Origin of the sequence: Haoranjiania flava, assembly GCF_025631005.1 — a bacterium.
In the GTDB taxonomy this organism is placed as follows: domain Bacteria; phylum Bacteroidota; class Bacteroidia; order Chitinophagales; family Chitinophagaceae; genus Haoranjiania; species Haoranjiania flava.
In genome coordinates this window covers 34,212-48,782 of the sequence record NZ_JAOTPL010000013.1, presented here as the reverse complement: position 1 = coordinate 48,782, position 14,571 = coordinate 34,212, and the positions used below count along the sequence as shown (strand labels likewise).

General features: G+C 42.6%; 10 protein-coding genes. 6 read left to right on the top strand and 4 right to left on the bottom strand.

Annotated elements, in window-relative coordinates; all coding sequences use genetic code 11:
• Positions 1–4: 4 nt before the first annotated feature.
• From OD355_RS09640 to OD355_RS09615, 6 genes are all read left to right on the top strand, one after another.
• Positions 5–1,576 (top strand): RagB/SusD family nutrient uptake outer membrane protein, encoded by a 1,572-nt coding sequence (locus tag OD355_RS09640; protein WP_263038261.1) that lies wholly within the window; start codon positions 5–7, stop codon positions 1,574–1,576.
• 75 nt (positions 1,577–1,651) lie between these two features.
• A complete protein-coding gene (locus OD355_RS09635) occupies positions 1,652–3,202 on the top strand; it encodes a sialidase family protein (protein WP_263038260.1) in 1,551 nt (516 codons plus the stop codon).
• A gap of 61 nt (positions 3,203–3,263) precedes the next feature.
• Positions 3,264–4,184, top strand: coding sequence for a dihydrodipicolinate synthase family protein (locus OD355_RS09630; protein WP_263038259.1), 921 nt, complete (start codon positions 3,264–3,266; stop codon positions 4,182–4,184).
• Positions 4,185–4,330: 146 nt separating this feature from the next.
• A complete protein-coding gene (locus tag OD355_RS09625; protein ID WP_263038258.1) occupies positions 4,331–5,506 on the top strand; it encodes a Kelch repeat-containing protein in 1,176 nt (391 codons plus the stop codon).
• Complete coding sequence (locus OD355_RS09620; protein ID WP_263038257.1) at positions 5,496–6,731, top strand: MFS transporter; 1,236 nt, start codon at positions 5,496–5,498, stop codon at positions 6,729–6,731. The genes OD355_RS09625 and OD355_RS09620 overlap by 11 nt, the downstream gene beginning before the upstream one ends.
• A gap of 79 nt (positions 6,732–6,810) precedes the next feature.
• On the top strand, positions 6,811–7,983 hold the full coding sequence (locus OD355_RS09615; protein ID WP_263038256.1) for an AGE family epimerase/isomerase: 1,173 nt from the start codon (positions 6,811–6,813) through the stop codon (positions 7,981–7,983).
• A gap of 211 nt (positions 7,984–8,194) precedes the next feature.
• Here the strand turns inward: OD355_RS09615 and OD355_RS09610 are convergent, their stop codons facing one another.
• From OD355_RS09610 to OD355_RS09595, 4 genes are all read right to left on the bottom strand, one after another.
• Positions 8,195–9,382 (bottom strand): copper amine oxidase, encoded by a 1,188-nt coding sequence (locus OD355_RS09610; protein WP_263038255.1) that lies wholly within the window; start codon positions 9,380–9,382, stop codon positions 8,195–8,197.
• Positions 9,383–9,493: 111 nt separating this feature from the next.
• Entirely contained in the window at positions 9,494–10,867 is a 1,374-nt protein-coding gene (locus tag OD355_RS09605; RefSeq protein ID WP_263038254.1) for an alpha amylase family protein, read from the bottom strand.
• Positions 10,868–10,882: 15 nt separating this feature from the next.
• Positions 10,883–12,541, bottom strand: coding sequence for a DUF5018 domain-containing protein (locus OD355_RS09600; RefSeq protein ID WP_263038253.1), 1,659 nt, complete (start codon positions 12,539–12,541; stop codon positions 10,883–10,885).
• 412 nt (positions 12,542–12,953) lie between these two features.
• Positions 12,954–14,567: a RagB/SusD family nutrient uptake outer membrane protein gene (locus OD355_RS09595; RefSeq protein WP_263038252.1), complete on the bottom strand. Its 1,614-nt coding sequence runs from the start codon at positions 14,565–14,567 to the stop codon at positions 12,954–12,956.
• Between the last annotated feature and the right edge of the window lie 4 nt (positions 14,568–14,571).

The following is a 14,571-nucleotide window of genomic DNA, read 5'->3' as shown; positions in this document are numbered from 1 at the left end:
TCTTATGAAAAAAATATTCATATACAGTCTCATCCTGATCAGTTTATTTGAGGTTAGCAGTTGCGGTAAACTTGATCTGGCGCCCGAAGATTATTATGCAAGCGGCAACTTCTGGAAAAATGCTGCGCAAGTAGACGGAGCTATGACCGGCCTGCATGCACAACTAAGAGACTACCAGTTTACCTTTTATATTTTTGGCGAAATGAGAGGCGGCCTGCTGAAGACAGGCACCGGCGCAACAGGCACTTCTTCTTTAAACTCCGGTTCTTATATCACACAGGATCTAAGGGAATCAAATCCCGGCGTATCATCATGGGGGCAACTTTACCGAGCCTTAGTGCAGGTAAACAATTTCATTTATCAGGTTGAAAATAATGCGAGCTTTTTACTGGATGCCCAAAAAAGCTATTATCTCGGACAGGCCTATGGTTTACGAGCGTTTTATTATTTTCAGTTAGCGCGCGCATATGGAAGAGTTCCTTTGGTTATACAGCCAACGGTGGTTGTCAATACGCCGAAATCACAAACAGAAGCTTTCGTACCAAGAAGCAAAACCGAAAAAGAGACTTTTGATTTAATTAAATCGGACATTGATAAATCAATCACCAACTTCAATGGGGATTATACCACCAAGGCAAATAAAGGCCAATGGAGCCTGGCCGCGACGCAAATGCTCAAGACAGAAGTGTATCTGTGGACGGCAAAGGTAAATATGGATAATGCAGCACCCGCAAATACAGTAGCGGATTTAGCCACAGCAAGGTCCGCGGTGGAAGACGTAATACCAAGATATAGCCTGCAACCCTCTTTTGCAGATGTGTTTAACTATAACAAAAAAGGCAATAGTGAAATCATCTTTGCCCTTAGATACCTACAGGGTGAGGCAACAAACAATTTTGGTCAATTTCTTTACGCGCAAGCTGATGCAATGGGAAGTTTTGTAGATAAAAACGGCGTTGCTTTTTCAGGCGACCCGCTGAATATCGCAGGCGGAGGATCTATACTGCGTTACGAATACACCTACAATTTGTACAAACAATACGCTTCCGGCGACCAAAGAGCCGACCTTACCTTCTTCCCCATCTACAAAAAACCTGTTAGTAACGCCAATGGATACATTCTCATGAAAAAATTTATTGGAACTGTGGTAAACAACAACAGAAGTTTTTCCGACGATGTGCCTGTTTACAGGCTGGCAGAAGCATATCTTCTTTTAGCAGAAATCAAAAACAAACAAGGACAAGATCCAGGCAATGAAGTGAATATTGTAAGAAAAAGAGCTTTCGGAGGAGCCATTCCTGCCGGACAGGAATTTGTAAACGGCACGTTTGAACAAAATGAACTTGCCATTTTCTGGGAAAGAACAAAAGAGCTGGTAGGAGAAGGGAAACGCTGGTATGATCTTAGAAGAATGCAGGATGCAAATGGAAAGCCTTTAGCATTTAGAACAGACTTACCTTTGGTGGGTGTGCTAAACGAAGCTACTGAAAAACACAAACTCTTATTACCGATAGACAGGAGCACACTTAACCAGGATGAAACTCTCGAACAAAACCCGGGCTATCCAGGCACATAATTTTTGAATAAAAAACAAAGGTTGCTTTTTTATGGGCAACCTTTGTGCTATTTTTAACCATCAGCTTTTTTTATCATGATAAACAAAAAAAAATTTCAGCTTGCCATCATATTAAACATGTTGCTTATAGCTTGTAATGCTACTTACAAACCTCTGGACAGCTCCATGGCACAAGCTTCAGTAAAAAATATCAAAGCGCCCATATTTACAAGGGAAACCCATAATCTCGTGGCGCATATTCATATGGCCGCCGCGGAAAGCATACAGTTAAACCAGATTGAATTGCTGCTAAACGATGCGGCAGTAAAGAATTTTGCACGGATCGACTTATATAGTACTGATACATCAGCTAAATTCTCAGCCAATGTATTGGTAACCTCCCTTGTGCCAACCGGTAAAAATGCTTCCTTAAAATTAGATGGTATGCCCGTAACAGGTAAAAGCAATTACTGGATAAGCGTTGTGCTGAAAGATGATGCCGGCATAGACGATAAAGTGATGCTAAAAGTACATAAAATAAAAACTTCCGGCAATCGGCACATCAATTTTTCAGAGCAGGGAGATGTGGTGAGAAGATTAGGTATTGCACTTAGAAAACCTATGGATGATAACTCGCACTCCTACCGCATACCTGGTTTAATACATACTAATACCGGCGCTTTAATAGCCGTGTATGATATCCGATACGAACATTCCGGTGACCTGCCCGCCAATATTGATGTGGGCATGAATAAAAGTACTGATGGAGGCCGCACATGGCTGCCCATGCAAAAGATCATGGATATGGGTGAGCCGCATAAAAACAACGGGGTTGGCGATCCTGCTGTATTATTCGATCCGGCAACCAAAACCTTATGGACAGCCGCCTTGTGGAGCAAAGGCAATCGCTCTATCCATGGTTCTTTAGGCGGCATATCTCCTGATTCTACAGGCCAGTTTGTATTGGTGTCCAGTAAAGACGATGGCAACACCTGGAGCAAGCCCTATAGCATTACACCCCACATCAAAGATCCTAAATGGAAAATATTTTTCAACGGCCCCGGAAACGGAATCGCTATGCAGGACGGGACTATTGTATTTGCTGCGCAGTACTGGGATGAAAATAAACTGCCCTGGTCTACCATTGTTTATTCAAAAGATCATGGCAAAACATGGCAGGCAGGTGTTGGGGCCAAGTCAAATACTACCGAAGCACAAGTGATAGAAACTACACCGGGAACTATTATGATTTCCATGCGCGACAACAGGGGTAAATTCCGCAGCGTAGCCACTACTGCCGACATGGGCAAAACCTGGAAAGAACATGCAACATCCTACTCGGTTTTAAAAGATCCGGTTTGTATGGCAAGTATTATCAAAGCAAATGTGAACATAAACGGCACAAAAAAAGACATTGTATTTTTCAGCAACCCTGCTCATTCTTATAAGCGTGTAGATATGACTATTAAAGCCAGCCGCGATCTGGCAGAAAGCTGGAATCCCGCCGATCAGCTATTGCTGGACGAAAGAGAACAGTTCGGATATTCGTGTATGACCCCGATCGATGATAAAACGATTGGCATCTTATACGAAGGCGTAAGATATATATACTTCATGCGCATTCCTGTGGATGATATTTTGAAATAATAAGTTTTTTTTACTGCTTTCTTATTTCTGTTGGAGAATTGAGCAGGCTAAATATGAATAAATGAAAAATGAAAAACTGGAAGGCTTAATTGCAGCGCCTTTCACACCAATGAATAAGGACGGTGAGCTGAATCTATCCGTGATACCACAGTATTATGCGCTTTTAAAAAGGAACAAAGTAATAGGCGCTTTTATCAACGGCTCAACCGGAGAGGGGGTTTCGCAAACAAAAGAAGAAAAAAAGAAAGTGGCAGAAGCGTGGGCGGCAGCTACCAGGAACGATAAAGATTTTAAAGTGATCAATCTCGTAGGCGGTACTTCGTTGGCCGATTGTAAGGAAATGGCTAAGCATACACAGGAAACAGGCTTGTATGCAGTTTCGTTTACGGCGCCTTTTTATTTTAAACCGGGCTCGGCACAGGCGCTGGCCGAATGTTGCGCCGAAGTAGCTGCTGCCGCGCCTGATACAGCCTTTTATTATTACCATATCCCGGTACTTACAGGCTGCCATATAGCTATGTATGATTTGCTAAATGCTGTAAACGGCGCTATTCCTAACTTTGCGGGCATTAAGTATACACATGAAGATTTTATGGACTTCCTCTCTTGCATGTATGTAGATAATGGAAGGTATGATATGCTTTGGGGCAGAGATGAGAACATGTTGTCTGCACTTGCCTTAGGCGCCTTTGGAGCAGTAGGCAGTACATACAATTATGCCGCTCCTTTGTACAACGATATGCAGCAGGCATTTAAAGACGGCGATCTACTAAAAGCACGCGACCTGCAACAACTATCTATAGATATGATAAGGCTTTTGGGCAAATATGGAGGTATTGCTACAGGAAAAGCTTATATGAAGCTGGTTGGCATTGATTGCGGCGGATTCAGATTGCCTGTTAGAAATATGAGCGATGAACAATTCGAAGCATTCAGGAAAGACGTGCACGCTTTGAATTTTGAGTCTTTCTGTTCCAGGTAAATATTTTTTATTGAAATGAAGCAAATGCCAGTACCGTAGTTTATTAGCGCTGTATAGCGCAGTAAACTCAACGGCATATGCATGACCATCTACCACGTATGAGTCAATAAATTTTGAAATTGTATCAAACTATAAAGATACATGTTATGAATTTTAAATACATTTTTATACTTCTTCAGGTTATTATGATAGGTAAAAATTTAAAAGCACAAGCTCCGGTTGATGTAGTGCTACACTGGTCTGTAGCAGCCGAATTGATGAATGGAAGCAGCGCCGCTCTTGGTTTTGCAGGTATGGTAGGCGGCGTGTCTAACGATGCACTGATCATAGCCGGAGGAGCAAACTTTCCTGACAAGCTTCCGTTCCAGGGGGGCAAAAAACATTTTTCAGACAGCATATTTATCCTTGAAAGAATAAATGATTCTTTTTATTGGAATAAAAAAAATAAAACCAAGCTTGCCGAACCTATAGCCTATGCAGGCCATACCGCTACGCCCGGTGGCATTGTGTATATAGGCGGCGAAAATGAAAAAGGCATTTCTTCCAAAGCTTATGTTCTTAGCTGGAATAAACGTACACAGCAGGTAGAAAAAGCCTCACTGCCGGATCTGCCGGCCGCGGTAACGGCTGCCGGGGTTGCGTCTGTCGGCAACATTGTGTATATAGCCGGCGGCGATGAAGCGGTAAATTCTTCCGGTAAATTTTTTTATATAAATATTACTGCCAAAAAACCTGAGTGGCAGAGATTGCCGGATATACCTGTACCCCTGGCAAATGCTGCGCTGGTGGCGGTGAAAAAAAAGCTATTCCTGATCGGCGGGCGCACCAAAAGCCCGGCAGGAATAAGCCGGCTGCACAGCAGTGTTTATTATTTTGATTTAGATAAAAACAAATGGTATAACGCGGCAAATATTTCCGATGGCAACTACAATACTCCGTTTACGGCAACAGCGGCTTTCAATATCGGTGATGAAAACATTATGCTCGCTGGAGGAGATAAAGGAGATGTATTTCACCGCATAGAAAATTACTTGTACCAAATGGCGCATACGGCATCTGATAATCAGAAGGCTCAGCTGCTTGCAGAGAAAAATCAATTGATACTGCATCACCAGGGATTTAGCACCGATGTTTTGTTATACAACATACAAAATAACGCATGGAGCAAAATTGCCGGAATGCCTTATGCAGCGCAGGTTACCACCAGCGCTGTGCCATGGGGAAAAGACCTGTTTATTTGCAGCGGCGAAATACGCCCGGGTGTAAGAAGCCCTAAAATAATAAGAATACAATTAGAAAAACAGCAGCACAATGCAAAATAAAAAATATTACCCCTGGGTAGTGGTAGGTTTATTGTGGATGGTAGCATTGCTCAATTATATGGACAGGCAAATGCTCAGTACTATGAAGGATGCTATGCAGACAGACATTGCAGAACTGCAGTCTGCCGAAGCCTTCGGTTTCTTAATGGCTATATTCCTGTACATATATGGTTTTATGAGTCCTGTTGCAGGCAGTATTGCCGATAGAGTAAACAGGAAATGGCTGATCGTAGCCAGCTTGTTTGTGTGGAGCATGGTTACTTATGGTATGGGCATGGCCACCAGCTACAATCAATTGCTGTGGCTGCGGGCATTAATGGGTGTAAGTGAAGCTTTGTATATTCCTGCCGGCCTGGCAATGATCGCAGACTATCACACCGGTAAAACGCGCTCGCTTGCAGTAGGCATACACATGACAGGTTTGTATACCGGCCAGGCATTAGGCGGGTTTGGTGCAACTGTGGCAGCTAACTACACATGGCATACAGCCTTTCACTGGTTTGGCATTGCCGGCATTGTATACGCTGCCGTATTAATATTTTTCCTGCGGGAAAAGAAAACTGCAACTCAGCCGGCATCTACACCAGCAGGAACTGCGCCGGACAAAATACCCTTCATAAAAGGCCTGAGCATGCTTTTCTCTATGATTGCTTTCTGGGTAATACTTTTTTACTTTGCCGCGCCAAGCCTTCCGGGTTGGGCTACTAAAAACTGGCTGCCTACATTATTTGCAGAAAGCCTCAGCATACCTATGTCTGAAGCAGGGCCGATGTCTACAATAACTATTGCAGTTTCTTCCTTTGCCGGCGTTATAGCAGGAGGTATTTTATCCGACAAATGGGTTATGAAAAATTTACGAGGCCGGGTATACACCGGCGCCATTGGCCTGGCGCTGACCATTCCCTCTTTAATACTTTTAGGCTACGGAGATACGTTTGTATCGGTTGTGGGCGCAGCAGTGTTGTTCGGTATTGGTTTTGGCATGTTCGATGCAAACAACATGCCCATACTCTGCCAGTTCGTACCGCCAAACCTAAGGGCTACTGCTTATGGTTTTATGAATATGGTAGGTGTATTTGCAGGCGCGGCAGTTACACAGGTTTTAGGAATATTCACTGATGACGGGGATTTAGGCTCCGGCTTTGCTGTTTTAGCTGCAATTGTAGCCTTAGCGCTGATCATCCAGTTGTTATGCTTACGGCCGAAAATGATTGATTGCAAATAGGGGCATATTCAAATGAGAAATTCATAGAAAAACTGGATGCATGTAATAACAATCAAACAAAAATTTATACTTACATACTATGGATATACAATATTTAAAAAAACTGAAAGAATTTTACAGGGATCAGCTACTCAACGATACCGTGCCGTTCTGGTTCCCGCGCAGCATTGATGAAGAGTATGGCGGTTTTTTGCTGATGCGCGATGCAGATGGCTCCTTAATAGATGACGATAAAGCTGTATGGATCCAGGGGCGGGCTAGCTGGTTGTTAGCTACACTGTACAATACTGTTGAAAAAAAACAAGAATGGCTTACAGGCGCAAAGAGCGGTGTAGACTTCCTGCTCAATCATTGTTTTGATGCCGACGGGCAAATGTTTTTTCACGTAACGCGCGATGGAAAACCTATCAGAAAGCGCAGATACTATTTTTCAGAAACCTTTGCAGTGATTGCACTTGCGGCGTATGCCCAGGCTTCCGGCGATGAAAAATATGCTGCAAAGGCCAGAGAAGTTTTCGGGAATTGCCTGGCTTATATCAATGGAGAAAAAAAGCTGCCGCCAAAATTTACAGATACCAGGCCCGTAAGAGGTATCGGGGCGCCTATGATCATGCTCAACACTGCACAACAGTTAAGAGATACTATCGGCGATCCGCGATGCGATGAATGGATAGGCAAATGGATAAAGGAGATAGAAACTTATTTCGTAAAAGACGATATACGTTGTGTAATGGAGCAGGTAGCTCCCGACGGGGCCATTATAGACCACATTGACCAGCGCACCCTTAACCCGGGACATGCCATTGAGGGAGCATGGTTTATCCTGCACGAGGCAAAATGCAGGAACCATGATGAGCAGCTGATATCTTTAGGCTTAAGGATGCTGGATTATATGTGGGAACGCGGATGGGATCAAGAGTACGGAGGTATTATATATTACAGAGATGTATATGGCAAACCTGTACAGGAATACTGGCAGGATATGAAATTCTGGTGGCCGCAAAACGAAGCGATCATTGCGACCTTACTGGCATATACCCTTACGGGGAACGAGAAATATAAATTCATGCATGAGCAGATCCACAATTACGCATACAAGCATTTTCATGATAAAGAAAATGGCGAATGGTTTGGCTACCTGCACCGCGACGGAAGTATAGCACAAACCGCCAAAGGCAACCTGTTCAAAGGACCCTTTCATCTGCCCAGACAGGAATGGTATTGCTACAGGCTGCTGCAAAGTATGGTTTAGTCTGTTTACCTGGCGCCAAGCCTTTTATACTTCATAACCACCAAGAATAATGCATGCAAAGTGAATTTAAAAAGTGGCTATCTCAAAGTCCGGGGCAGCCTCTTTTATTTGATAAGCGGTGGAGGAAGTTGTTGTCTAAGCGATTCTCAACGCTTTCATTTTTACTTTTGACATATCCTCACAAAAACAATTATGCAATTGCACCAAATTCCTATTTCATATCAACAGGTATAAAAACAAATGGTGTGGGCAGGCAAGATGCACCCGGTGGTGAATAAGTCATATGTATGGTTTGTATTTCTCCTTGCTTTCCCGGTGGAAATATTTGCACAAGCACAGCTTCAGGTGCAGCTTTTGTAAGCAGTTCATTGGCAGGCAGCTGCACCACGCCCTCTTTAAATTTACCTTTGCTGATAATAATAGTATTAGCCATGCCACCACACCATTTATTGTCGCCTGCCCTTGCATTCCAGGTCACCAGAGCTAATCCCTTACCGTTTGTGCTTTTCCATTTCATCTCTATGTTATACATCACCCCATAATTTCCTGCCAACTTAGCCAAACCGCCTGTACTTGCGTCTTTCCCGATCACCCACGGATCGGATTTGCCGTCAGCAACTATGAGATTAACCGGACCATTGTTTGTATCTAAGGTATCCTTCGCAATAATTAAATAATTACTTACGCCAAACAGGCCGCGGCCGGCATTTGTGTGCCTTGAAGATGCTACCTCCGTGATACGGGCAGCCGCCTTTGGCCCGGGTGTTTCCGGGCTGGTTTGCAGTATGCTGATTTCCGCCGGCTGGTCAATTACAAATTCGTAGAATCCATGCACAAGCTCATCATATTTCACCAACTGGCGCTCTAATTTTTCATCAATAGGAATAATTGCTCCGGGCTTCACCAACCTGGACTTCTCATCAGGTTTCGACAAAAAATAATCGCGCAATCCATTCTTCCCTGCCAGAAAATAATTGGTAGTCGGGGGTTGTGAAGAATACCTCAACATGCGCATATGCATGTTTCCAGTGCCTGTATTTTTAATAACGGCAGTGATCTTGCGGTCAATCTTCCCGGGCTCTTTAATCCCATTAACATTGTAAACATACAACCTCACTGAACCTGGCTGTACTGCTTCTTTTACAGCTATAATTTCCGGCACACGTATATATTCCGGATCGTCGGAAATAATATATTGAGGGCCGGGCAGAACAACTTTTTGATAGTCAATTGACGGCAGTTTTTCAGTTAGAAAACCGGGAAGTTGAAGGATGTGCCCTTGCTGCGTATTAAGAATAACACTGTTGAGCTGGGCGGATAAGTGCTGGGCAGGTGCCGACTGAACAAAAATCACAGTTAGCACTAATAGAAAGATTCTTTGCTTAAAATATAAATTCATCTTTAGTAGGTTTTTCAATATCATCAATAAATAGATACATAATAACCAGCCGTATAAAATACAGCTGCGGCTGTTCCGTACGGGGACGCTTGCTGTCAACCCTCCAGAAGCTTATTTCTGAGCTGTAGCTTTTTGAATGCCTTCTTTCACAAACTGCCACTGATTCGCAAGTTTCAGGTGAATCATGTCAAATAGGAAATAGCCGTCACATACATCCATGCAAGCTTTAACAGAGTTGACAATTGCCTGATTTTCTTCAGCAGCAGTAGCTTTATTGTCCGGGTCCCAATTGCCTACATCAGGCCCGGCGGCAACCATGGGGCAATCGTTTCTTGTCTTTTCTTTTGCAAGCTTTGCAAAGCCTTCCATGGTCCACTCAGTACTTCCATTCACTTTCAGGGGAGAAGCGTAGGCTCCTATCAGCATTTGATCCATCAAAGCAGCATAGCCATAATTCCTGTAATCTTTAGTAGCCCATTTATAGGTTGCGGAAGGATCGTATTTTGGACTGGCCCAATTTACGCCTACATCGTAATAGGTAGAATACCAGCCTCCGACGTATACGCCAAATTTCACCTTAGCGTTTACAGACTTAATAGCAGTTCGTGCTTTGGCCATAAAATCATAAATAACTTTTGCTCTGAACTCCAGCCACTTTGTAAAGTGCTGCGGGTAGGTAGACATAGCCATAACATTAGTCATTGTTGCTCCCGGCGGAAGGATGTCGCCTGGGAAATTGGCTACTGTACTTCCCAGGTATGCCTGAAACTTTTGCCGGGTAATCTCTGAAAAATCGGACTGAATCCCGTCAAAACGCCCCCTGTCAATGAATATGCCGTCGAGATCATATTTTGCAAGATCTTTTAAGAGATTAACCAAGTATGTTTGAACCTCTTCATTTACCGGATTAAAGAACTTAGTGCCGGAACCGTTATCCATGGTATTTTTTATGCCTGTGGATAAGTTTTCGGAAGTGGCCCAGGATTTTTTTCCTGCATCACGGTAAAGCAGGCCCTGGTTGCCCAAAACACCTCCATGGCCGCCTACCATGGTGTTAAAACCTGCATGTACTTTTAATCCTAAGGCATGACCCTTATCAATAAAAGCCTGTAAATAATCCCAGCTTTCAGTACGCTGCACTTTTGTGTAAGTACCTTTCACCCAGGCAGGCAGCCATTCTACCTGCTTTGCACCTTCCACCGCAGACTTGTACAATATATCCCCGGATGTGGGCCTGATGTCTACAACAATATCTGTAAAACCTGCATCTTTTGCCAGCGATAAATCTCTTGCAATATTTTCTTTGCTATTAGCAAAGTCATTAAAGTTGGCAGCCGCATCTATCCAGATAAACCTCGGCTTCTTATCATTGGTCTTAGGGGGATCCGGGAATGTATATTCAATGTTTTTACTTTTTTGAGCGCATGAGTAGAAGACAATACCCGCTAACAACAGCGCTGTTTTTATGAAATTCAGTTTACGCATAGTTTTTATTTTTTTTTACATGTCAATACAATCAAATTGCACACAGACTACCTGTCCGTTGGTAAACATAAAATAGAGGTACATATAATATCCGTTATCAGAGATTTTCAGAGCTACATCTCCCGTAGCGTTGGCATTCTGGCCTCCGTTATCTTTACCGCCATAAGTACCAATGGGCGCGCTCCATACAGCTGATGCAAAACTAGAAGCTGCACTTACGTCGTACAAGTAAACTGCATCATCACTTCCCCAAGTAAATGAGTTAATGGAATTTTGCGCAGCATAGCCATTGCCATTAAACATAACGTAGTCGGCGGCATTAGATACCCAATTAGAGCTGATGGCAGGTCCGAATGCTTTCACCGTGTTGGTGGCGCCGTTTACCCATGCAAACTTATATGGCGCTGCATAATAAGCTACAAAATAATCACTGTTGACAGTAGCTTCGGTATGTACTACATCTGCATTGTTATTCCAGTTGCCTCCCAAACCTGTAATAGTAATAATTGACGGCTGCTGAGATTGCAGAACGCCGCCTTTCACTTCCCAACGCGCAAACATATTGCCTGCTGCCAATATTGGCGCTGTGATCACTGCAGCTGCATCAAGGCTTCCTTTCACTGATAGTTTCCTGCCGATAGGCACGCCTCCGTTCCATTCTATGTAAGGCTCAGGCGTACCATTCACTCCTTTTATTCTCACAACTTTAAACGCACCTGCGTTTGGAGCCAGGTTACATACCAAAATATTGTTGTTGTCATCTGCAGTGCTATAGAAATTAGTAAGGTTGCCGGCATAGCTTCCCAAATTGACTGTACCTGCAATTTCGCCAGTTTTACGGTCAAGGTAGATACTATTTTGGCCTCTTGTGTTTAAAACAACATAGTCTTTTGTAGCTGCCAGGCCGCCAGTGATGTTGAGGGTTGTAATACCTAAATCGGTATTTAATTTCTTCGCCCAAAGTATTTTGGCGCTACCCTGCCTTATGCCCAATGGAATTTTGGCCGGAACAGCTTTTTTTACAGTATATACTGATGTGTTTTTCCCGTCCTGGGCAGTAACTGTTAACTTTACTTCCTGGTCATAATTTAAAGCTGTTTTAGCCGGGTCAGGAGTAATTGTAGCTCCGTGAGATATATCCACATGTGCCGCAACAGCGCCAAGAGGCTCAATGGAGATAAGAGAAATTGTCTTTTGCTCTTCATTAATAACACCGTTTATGCCAATTGATTTCAGCTCAAAATTTGTGATTTTTGCTTCAGTGCTTTTCCTGATCTCCGCAACAATCTTGTATTCTTTTGTATTTTTTGACTGGTCTGTTATTGTAATGTAGTTTTCCTTCCTCAAATCCAGGTAAAGCAAAGCCGGAGAAATGGTAACATTATCATCCAGGTTCGCCACAACTCTTACTCTTGAGAGTTTCTCTTTCTCCAATACATTGTTTGACGTGCGCGGATAATTGTATGGGAAAATGATGGTGATGAGTTTATTTTCATGATCTATCACACTTTCAAATACATTTTCCGAGCTATTGTCATTTTCAAAAGAAGCAGTTATACTATTTATACCCTGTCTTGAGACAGAAGGCGTAAGATCCGCTACTTTCTGACAACTATATATTCCGAGGAAAACAGCTGTAACGTACAGGAGCTTTAATAAAATATCTTTTTTCATGTGTATTTATTTTATTTGTTTTTTAGTTGCCACATGCAATAGCCTTTATTCATCCGCGGTTGGTATGCACCTTTGCTTATGGCTATTTCATGTGTATATTTTTTATTTTTTTTATGGTCACATGGAATAGCCTTTATTCATCCGCGGTTGGTAGGCAACTTTGCTTATGGCTATTTCATGTGTGTATATTTAATTTTTTCTGTTTGTCACATGGAATAACCAAAACCTTAATTCTCTATTATCATTCCTGGTTGGTATAGATTTCTAATCTTTATGGCTATTTCATGTGTGTGTATATTTATTGTTTTTCAGTTGTCACATGGAATAACCATCTTTTTTAGATTCAATACTTATTACCGGTTGGTGTACATCCTCCATCTTAATGGTCATTTCATAAAATAAATTTTTTGATTTATTTCCATACAGGATGCTGTTGAACCAAAGAGTTATTTTCTAATTCACTATCAGGAATAGGAAGTATATAGGTTTTCTCCAGGAATTTACGATCCTGGTAGTCTACATCTATATACTCATAATTGCTGCCGGTGATTTTAAAACCATGCGCACGGATATTATTGTACTCTATATGTGCCAACTTCCACCTGCGCATATCCCAAAACAAATGACCTTCATATGCAAGTTCTACTTTCCGCTCATTTACATAATCCTTAAACCATTCATCGCCACCGGAAGATTTAGCAGGCAATGCAACCCTGGCACGTACAAGGTTCATTGCTTCTCTTGCTTCACCCATTTTATTGAGACGGTATGCTGCTTCAGCTTTATTGAGCAAAACTTCTGCATACCGTATTTCTACCCATGGTTGGGTGCTTGGTGTACCCTTAATATCAATAAGGTTCTCATCGAGCAATTTCTTTAAGAAATAACCGGTAGTTGTAAACCCATATGAATATGGCTGCGCCCTGTATGCCATAAATGTTCCGTTAGTTCCATTTACAGAGTTTTCCATTACTTTACCTTTCCAAACACTTCCGGGATAGATAATGGTTGCTTTGAAACGTGGTTCAAGGTCTTCGTAAGGAGGACGGGAAGCGTTGGATTTATGGTAATCTGACCAATTCATTTTTGTGCCGTCTTTCTTCTCATAACTCTCAACCATTTCCTGAGTGGGCGTGCCCAATGCTCCGAACTCATATCCATCGCTTAACGGTACATAATCTTTATCGAATATATGGTTCGGGCCGGCTACATTATATCTGTATTCTAAAATAGATTCCGCATTGTTTCCTTTCCAGGCAGTTGCATAATTAGCCACCAAAGCATAGCGGCCTGAACTTATTACTGCATTTGCAGCATCATAAGCTTTCTGCCATCTTTGTGCATACATCATAGCGCGGGACTTAAATGCTAATGCAGCATATTTTGTTACCCGGCCCTTTTCTGCAACCGGCCAGTCTTCCGGCAGGTTAGCTATGGCAAAGTCTAAATCAGACTCAACAAGGTTCCAGGTTTCCTGTTCAGAACTCAGCGCTTTGTCTTTTTCCATTTGATCAAGGCTTGTATATATAATTGTTTCGCCATGACGCTTTGCAAGCTGGAAGTAAATAAATGCCCGGAAGAAGCGGGTTTGGGCCTCCCACTTTGCATTTTGTTCCGCAGAAAATGAAGAGTATTTACCCATAGAACTCAAAAACTCGTTCATGCGCCTGATCTTGTTGTACGCATCGCTCCAGTTATCATAGAATACACTTGCGGAGGTGATAACACTTGGATTAAAAACATAGTTGTTAGGATGGCCTGCCTTGTGGCCGAGTGCGTAAGAACCATATTTAAAAGTGTTGGTAAGGCTTTCGGTAAGGCTGCCCGAAAATTGCGCAGAACCAAACTGGCTATACTGATGTAAATAGGTATAGAATCCATTAACGTACAGATTTACGCTCGACGGATCGTTCCAGACAATTTTGTCCGTAAGCTGATCTGTTGGTGTTAGATCCAACCATTTTTTACAACTATGCAAACACATAGCGAGTATAGTTACGGTAATCAGTTGAAGTATCTTTCTCATTTTT

Bases quoted from the DNA above. Each gene is read 5' to 3' on its own strand.
- OD355_RS09640 (WP_263038261.1), top strand. From the start codon at position 5: ATGAAAAAAATATTCATATACAGTCTCATCCTGATCAGTTTATTTGAG.
- OD355_RS09635 (WP_263038260.1), top strand. From the start codon at position 1,652: ATGATAAACAAAAAAAAATTTCAGCTTGCCATCATATTAAACATGTTG.
- OD355_RS09630 (WP_263038259.1), top strand. From the start codon at position 3,264: ATGAAAAATGAAAAACTGGAAGGCTTAATTGCAGCGCCTTTCACACCA.
- OD355_RS09625 (WP_263038258.1), top strand. From the start codon at position 4,331: ATGAATTTTAAATACATTTTTATACTTCTTCAGGTTATTATGATAGGT.
- OD355_RS09620 (WP_263038257.1), top strand. From the start codon at position 5,496: ATGCAAAATAAAAAATATTACCCCTGGGTAGTGGTAGGTTTATTGTGG.
- OD355_RS09615 (WP_263038256.1), top strand. From the start codon at position 6,811: ATGGATATACAATATTTAAAAAAACTGAAAGAATTTTACAGGGATCAG.
- OD355_RS09610 (WP_263038255.1), bottom strand. From the start codon at position 9,382: ATGAATTTATATTTTAAGCAAAGAATCTTTCTATTAGTGCTAACTGTG.
- OD355_RS09605 (WP_263038254.1), bottom strand. From the start codon at position 10,867: ATGCGTAAACTGAATTTCATAAAAACAGCGCTGTTGTTAGCGGGTATT.
- OD355_RS09600 (WP_263038253.1), bottom strand. From the start codon at position 12,541: ATGAAAAAAGATATTTTATTAAAGCTCCTGTACGTTACAGCTGTTTTC.
- OD355_RS09595 (WP_263038252.1), bottom strand. From the start codon at position 14,567: ATGAGAAAGATACTTCAACTGATTACCGTAACTATACTCGCTATGTGT.